Below are 6,181 nucleotides of genomic sequence, written 5' to 3' on the forward strand. Positions count from 1 at the left end.
CCAACGACTTTGACTCATCGTCGACACCATACGGTCTTTCCAGCTGGCGGTGGGGGTCTTTCGTGGGGGGCTGCTGCACCAGGGGCACGCGGCCCGCGAGCGGGTGCTCGCGGGCCCGACGGCGAACGGCTCGGGGCCTACTCGGCCTTGGCGTACCGGATCTCCTCGGCGGCCAGCATCAGCTCGGCCTGGGCGGCCAGCTCGCTGCCGGTGGCGTGCGGGGCCTGCGCGGCCTGCGGCTCCGCCTCGGGCAGGGCCTTGAAGACCCAGGTCCGGTAGGAGACGAAGCGGAACACGGTGCCCAGCGCGAGGCCGACCACCTTGGCGCCCAGCTGCTCGAAGTGCGAGTCCAGGCCGAGCAGGTACACCGAGCAGCCGAGCACGCCGGTCTCGATCAGCATGCCGATGCCGCTGAACAGCAGGAACAGCGTGATCTCACGCTTGCGCGAGGCGGCGTCGCGGTCCCGGTAGAGCCAGTAGCGGTAGCCGAGGTAGTTGGTGGCGATCGCGATCAGCGTCGCGGCGATGTTCGAGCGCAGCGAGGCCAGGTGCAGGCCGTTGATGCAGACCCAGAACACCAGGAAGTTGACCACCACGCCGCTCAGGCCGACGATGCCGAACTTCACGGCTTCCCCCGTGATTCCGCGCAACTTCTGCACGAGTGAGGGTTTCGAAGCTGCGGACGTCGCCATACCGGGCTGCCTCCATGTGCGTGCGGTGCGTGCGGTCGAAAGGGCGGTGCGCCGGGACGGTGCCCGCCCCTTGTGCCCTGCGTGCACGCACATGATCGGACTGCGTAGACCAGGACCTGGCCGTCCAGGCTACCCGGTTCCACCGTACGGCTCAGCCCCCTGCCTCCCTGGTTGACATCTACGCGCGTCCACCCCGAAGGCCGCCTCGCCCTTGCCACCAGCGGCTCCATCGCCCCCGATCGGCCCGGATATCCTGGGCCGCGTGACTTCCCCGGGCAACACGAATTTTCCAGTGGTCGGCATGATCGGCGGCGGGCAGCTGGCCCGTATGACGCACGATGCGGGCATTCCGCTCGGGGTGAGGTTCCGGCTCCTCGCCGACACCCCCCAGGACTCCGCCTCGCAGGTGGTCTCCGACGTGGTGCTCGGCGACTACCGCGACCTCGACACCCTGCGCCGCTTCGCGGCCGGCTGCGACGTGATCACCTTCGATCACGAGCACGTCCCGACCGAGCACCTGCGGGTGCTGGAGGCCGACGGCATCGCCGTCCGCCCCGGCCCGGACGCGCTGGTCAACGCCCAGGACAAGGGCGTGATGCGGGCCAAGCTGGACGCCATCGGGGTGCCCTGCCCCCGCCACCGGATCGTCGCCGACCCGGCCGACGTGACCGCGTTCGCCGAGGAGGGCACGGGCTACCCGGTCGTCCTGAAGACCGTCCGCGGCGGCTACGACGGCAAGGGCGTGTGGGTCGTCGACGACGAGCAGGAGGCCGAGGCGCCGTTCCTGGCCGGCGTGCCCGTGCTGGCCGAGGAGAAGGTCGACTTCGTCCGCGAGCTGGCCGCCAACGTGGTCCGCTCGCCCAGCGGCCAGGCCGTCGCCTACCCGGTCGTCGAGAGCATCCAGGAGGACGGCGTCTGCGCCGAGGTCATCGCCCCGGCCCCCGACCTCGACCCGGCCCTGTCCGACGAGGCCCAGCAGCTCGCCCTGCGCATCGCCGGCGAGCTCGGCATCACCGGCCACCTCGCCGTCGAGCTGTTCCAGACCCGGGACGGCCGCATCCTCGTCAACGAACTCGCCATGCGCCCGCACAACTCCGGCCACTGGACCCAGGACGGCGCGGTCACCTCGCAGTTCGAGAACCACCTGCGGGCCGTCCTCGACCTCCCGCTCGGCGACCCCCGGCCGCGCGCCAAGTGGACCGTCATGGTCAACGTCCTCGGCGGCGACTACCCGGACATGTACCACGCCTTCCTGCACTGCATGGCCCGCGACCCGGGGCTGCGCGTCCACATGTACGGGAAGGACGTGAAGCCCGGCCGCAAGGTCGGCCACGTCAACGTCTTCGGGGACGACCTCGACGACGTCCGCGAGCGCGCCCGCCACGCGGCCGCCTACCTGCGAGGAACGATCACCGAATGACTTCCCCCATTGTCGGCATCGTCATGGGCTCGGACTCCGACTGGCCCGTCATGGAGGCCGCCGCCCAGGCCCTCGACGAGTTCGAGATCCCGTACGAGGTCGACGTCGTCTCCGCCCACCGGATGCCGCGCGAGATGGTCGCCTACGGCGAGAACGCGCACAAGCGCGGGCTGAAGGCGATCATCGCGGGCGCCGGCGGCGCCGCCCACCTGCCGGGCATGCTCGCCTCCGTCACGCCGCTGCCGGTCATCGGCGTCCCGGTGCCGCTGCGCTACCTGGACGGCATGGACAGCCTGCTGTCGATCGTCCAGATGCCGGCCGGCGTTCCGGTCGCGACCGTCTCGGTGGCCGGCGCGCGCAACGCGGGCCTGCTCGCGGTGCGCATGCTCGCGGCGTTCGACCCCGAACTGACCGAGCGGATGACCGACTTCCAGGCCGAGCTCAACAGCCAGGCCACCGAGAAGGGCAAGAAGCTCCGCGCCAAGGTGGCCGGCTCGGGCTCCTTCGGTTTCGCCAAGTGATCCCGGTCCCGGGGTTGGGGTAGAACAGCTCGCATGACCTCTGAGCTGGACAGCCCCACCCCGCTGGACCGCGCGCGGGCCCTCCTGCGCACCGCCCCCGTCGTCGACGGCCACAACGACCTCCCGTGGGCGATGCGCGAGCAGGCCGGGTACGACCTCGGCGCGCTCGACCTCGCGGCCGACCAGAGCGACCGCCTGCACACCGACCTCGCCCGCCTCGCGGAGGGCGGGGTCGGTGCGCAGTTCTGGTCCGTCTACGTGCCCACCCGGCTGGCCGGGGACCACGCCGTGAGCGCCACGCTGGAGCAGGTCGACTTCGTCCACGCCCTCGTCGCCCGCTACCCCGACCGGCTCCGGCTCGCCCGCACCGCCGACGACATCGAGGCGGCCCGCGCCGAGGGCCGGATCGCGTCCCTGATGGGTGCGGAGGGCGGCCACTCCATCGACTGCTCGCTCGCCACCCTGCGGGCCCTGTACGAGCTCGGCGTCCGCTACCTGACCCTCACCCACAACGACAACGTGCCGTGGGCCGACTCCGCGACCGACAAGCCGGTGGCCGGCGGGCTCACCCGCTTCGGCGAGGAGGTCGTCCGGGAGATGAACCGGCTCGGCATGCTGGTCGACCTCTCGCACGTCTCCGCCGACACCATGCGCGACGCCCTGCGGGTCACCGAGGCGCCCGTCGTCTTCTCGCACTCGTCGTCCCGCGCGGTCTGCGACCACCCGCGCAACATCCCCGACGACGTCCTCGCGCAGCTGCCCGGCAACGGCGGCGTCGCGATGGCCACGTTCGTGCCCAAGTTCATCCACGTCGAGGCCGCCGCGTGGACCCTGCGGGCCGACGAGAACATGCGCGCCCACGGCCTCCACCCGCTGGACACCACCCCCGCGGGCATGGCCCGCCAGCACGAGTTCGAGGCCGCCCACCCGCGGCCCGTCACCACCGCGGCCACCGTCGCCGACCACCTCGACCACATGCGCGAGGTCGCCGGGATCGACCACATCGGCATCGGCGGCGACTTCGACGGCACCGCCTTCCTGCCCGAGGGCCTCGGCTCGGTGGCCGGCTACCCCAACCTGGTCGCCGAACTCCTGCGCCGCCACTGGTCGGAGGCCGACCTGGCCAAGCTCACCTGGCACAACGCCGTCCGCGTCCTGCGCGACGCCGAGTCCGCGGCGGCCGGGCTGCGGGCCACCCGCGGCCCGTCCATCGCGACGATCGCGCAGCTGGACGGCTGAGTCTCAGCCCAGCCGGGGGATCTCGATGGCCGGGCACTTGTCCATGACCATCGAGACCCCGGCAGCGGTGGCGCGCCGGTACGCGTCCTCGTCGACGACGCCCAGCTGGAACCAGACCGCCTTCGCCCCGACGGCCACCGCCTGATCGGCCACGGCGCCGGCCAGCGAGCTGTTCACGAACACGTCGACGACGTCGACCTGGAACGGGATGTCGGCGAGCGACGCGTAGCCGGGCTCGCCGAGGGCCGTCTCGGCCTTCGGGTGGACGGGGACGATCCGCTTGCCGTAGCGCTGGAGGACGGCGGCCACGCCGTACGCGGCGCGCGCGGTGTTGTTCGACAGGCCGACCACCGCCCAGGTGTCGCCCGTGCCGGTGAGGATGTCGCGGACCGTCGCGTCGTCGCCGTAGCTCGTCATGCCGCTCCCAACGCCGTACGGGGGTGCGGGATTCCCTGGTGCCGTGGACCTATCCCGCCGCGGCCCTAGCTCGGCCGCCCGAGGGCACGGTACGTCCAGCCGGCGGCGCGCCAGGCGTCGGCGTCGAGGACGTTGCGGCCGTCGAGGAGACGGCGTTCGGCGACCACGGCGCCCAGTGCGGTGGGGTCGAGGGTGCGGAACTCCTGCCACTCGGTCAGGTGCAGCACCACGTGGGCGCCCTCGGCGGCCTCCAGGGGGGAGTCGGCGTAGGTCAGGCTCGGGAACATCTTGCGGGCGTTGTCCATCGCCTTCGGGTCGTAGACGGTGACCTGGGCGCCCTGGAGCTGGATCTGGGCGGCGACGTTGAGCGCGGGGGAGTCCCGGATGTCGTCCGAGTTGGGCTTGAAGGCGGCGCCGAGCACGGCGACCCGGCGGCCCAGGAAGCCGCCGCCGCACTGCTCGCGGGCCAGTTCGACCATCCGCGAGCGGCGGCGCATGTTGATCGAGTCGACCTCGCGCAGGAAGGTCAGCGCCTGGTCGGCGCCCAGCTCGCCGGCCCGGGCCATGAACGCCCGGATGTCCTTGGGCAGGCAGCCGCCGCCGAAGCCGAGGCCGGAGTTGAGGAACTTGCCGCCGATCCGCTCGTCGTAGGCGAGTGCGGTGGACAGCTGGGTGACGTCGGCGCCGGCCGCCTCGCACACCTCGGCCATCGCGTTGATGAACGAGATCTTCGTGGCCAGGAAGGAGTTGGCGGCGGTCTTCACGAGCTCGGCGGTCGCGTAGTCGGTGACCACGAACGGCACCCCGGCCGCGACCGGCTCGGCGTACACCTCGCGCAGCAGCCGCTCGGCGCGCTCGCTGTGCGCGCCGATCACGATGCGGTCCGGGCGTAGGGTGTCCTGGACGGCGAAGCCCTCGCGCAGGAACTCCGGGTTCCAGGCGAGTTCGGCGTCGGCGCCGACCGGCGCCAGCGCCGCGAGCCGCTCGGCCAGCCGGCCCGCCGAGCCGACCGGCACGGTGGACTTGCCGACCACCAGGACCGGCCGCTTCAGGTGCGGCGCGAGGCCGTCGATCGCGGCGTCCACGTAGGACATGTCGGCGGCGAACTCGCCCTTGCGCTGCGGGGTGTTGACGCACACGAAGTGGACGTCGGCGAACTCCGCGACCTCTTCGACGGAGGTCGTGAACCGCAGCCGTCCGGTGGAGCCCTCGTGCCCGGCCACGTGCTTGAGCAGCAGCTCGGACAGCCCCGGCTCGTACATCGGGACCCGGCCGGCGGTCAGTGTGGCGATCTTCTCGGGGTCGATGTCCAGTCCGAGCACCTCGAAGCCGAACTCGGCCATCGCGGCCGCGTGGGTGGCGCCGAGGTAGCCGGTGCCGATCACGGAGATGCGGAGGGTCACGGGTTCCCCTTTGTGCGGACTCGACCATGAGTGGGTGCCCTGATGCTATCCGTCCCGGGGCGTGCGGCCGAGGCCGCCCGGGGGCCGGAAACGCTAGGCAGCCGCAGGTCGGAGCCCTAGGATCTCTACTTAACGGTAATTAACCGGATCCTTCGATCACTGTGGCGAGGCGGGCATCATGGCGGGCAGCGCAGGCGCGGCTGACTTCGATCTCTTCCGTATCTCCGAGGAGCACGGGATGCTCCGGGAGGCGGTGCGCGGGCTGGCCGAGGCGAAGATCGCGCCGTTCGCGGCGGAGGTGGACGAGCAGGGCCGGTTCCCGCAGGAGGCGCTGGACGCGTTGCAGGGCAACGACCTGCACGCGGTGCACGTGCCGGAGGAGTACGGCGGTGCAGGGGCGGACGCGCTGGCGACGGTGATCGTGATCGAGGAGGTCGCGCGGGTGTGTGCGTCCTCGTCGCTGATTCCGGCGGTGAACAAGCTGGGGTC

The 6,181-nt window shown here is 71.8% G+C and carries 7 protein-coding genes; 4 read left to right on the forward strand and 3 right to left on the reverse strand.

What is annotated here, in order from left to right:
* Positions 1-137: 137 nt before the first annotated feature.
* Positions 138-626 carry a GtrA family protein gene (locus tag AB0O00_RS07110; protein ID WP_363649086.1) on the reverse strand — a complete coding sequence of 163 codons (489 nt, stop codon included), beginning with the start codon at positions 624-626 and terminating at the stop codon, positions 138-140.
* A 367-nt stretch (positions 627-993) separates the two neighbouring features.
* Here AB0O00_RS07110 and AB0O00_RS07115 point away from each other — a divergent pair, with 367 nt between their 5' ends.
* Genes AB0O00_RS07115 through AB0O00_RS07125 form a run of 3 tightly spaced genes read left to right on the forward strand, consistent with a single transcriptional unit; the run spans position 994 to position 3,872 of the window.
* Positions 994-2,112, forward strand: coding sequence for a 5-(carboxyamino)imidazole ribonucleotide synthase (locus AB0O00_RS07115; RefSeq protein ID WP_363649094.1), 1,119 nt, complete (start codon positions 994-996; stop codon positions 2,110-2,112).
* Positions 2,109-2,633, forward strand: coding sequence for a 5-(carboxyamino)imidazole ribonucleotide mutase (purE, locus tag AB0O00_RS07120; protein ID WP_363649087.1), 525 nt, complete (start codon positions 2,109-2,111; stop codon positions 2,631-2,633). Before AB0O00_RS07115 ends, purE begins: the two co-directional genes overlap by 4 nt.
* Before the next feature lie 33 nt (positions 2,634-2,666).
* Positions 2,667-3,872, forward strand: coding sequence for a dipeptidase (locus tag AB0O00_RS07125; protein ID WP_363649088.1), 1,206 nt, complete (start codon positions 2,667-2,669; stop codon positions 3,870-3,872).
* A gap of 3 nt (positions 3,873-3,875) precedes the next feature.
* On the opposite strand, the gene AB0O00_RS07130 is transcribed toward AB0O00_RS07125, so the two are convergent.
* Both AB0O00_RS07130 and AB0O00_RS07135 read right to left on the reverse strand, forming a co-directional pair.
* Positions 3,876-4,289: a CoA-binding protein gene (locus AB0O00_RS07130; protein WP_363649089.1), complete on the reverse strand. Its 414-nt coding sequence runs from the start codon at positions 4,287-4,289 to the stop codon at positions 3,876-3,878.
* A gap of 65 nt (positions 4,290-4,354) precedes the next feature.
* Positions 4,355-5,692, reverse strand: a complete 1,338-nt coding sequence (locus AB0O00_RS07135) for a UDP-glucose/GDP-mannose dehydrogenase family protein (RefSeq protein WP_363649090.1) — start codon at positions 5,690-5,692, stop codon at positions 4,355-4,357.
* 178 nt (positions 5,693-5,870) lie between these two features.
* Between AB0O00_RS07135 and AB0O00_RS07140 the strand changes: the two genes are divergently transcribed.
* Positions 5,871-6,181: acyl-CoA dehydrogenase family protein (locus AB0O00_RS07140; RefSeq protein WP_363649091.1), on the forward strand; the 311-nt coding region annotated here is incomplete at its 3' end.

Origin of the sequence: Kitasatospora sp. NPDC093558 (assembly GCF_040683475.1) — a bacterium.
In the GTDB taxonomy this organism is placed as follows: Bacteria; Actinomycetota; Actinomycetes; order Streptomycetales; family Streptomycetaceae; genus Kitasatospora.

Excerpts from the sequence above, each read along its gene's own strand:
- AB0O00_RS07115 (WP_363649094.1), top strand. The coding sequence starts at position 994 with ATGATCGGCGGCGGGCAGCTGGCCCGTATGACGCACGATGCGGGCATT.
- purE (WP_363649087.1), top strand. The coding sequence starts at position 2,109 with ATGACTTCCCCCATTGTCGGCATCGTCATGGGCTCGGACTCCGACTGG.
- AB0O00_RS07125 (WP_363649088.1), top strand. The coding sequence starts at position 2,667 with ATGACCTCTGAGCTGGACAGCCCCACCCCGCTGGACCGCGCGCGGGCC.
- AB0O00_RS07130 (WP_363649089.1), bottom strand. The coding sequence starts at position 4,289 with ATGACGAGCTACGGCGACGACGCGACGGTCCGCGACATCCTCACCGGC.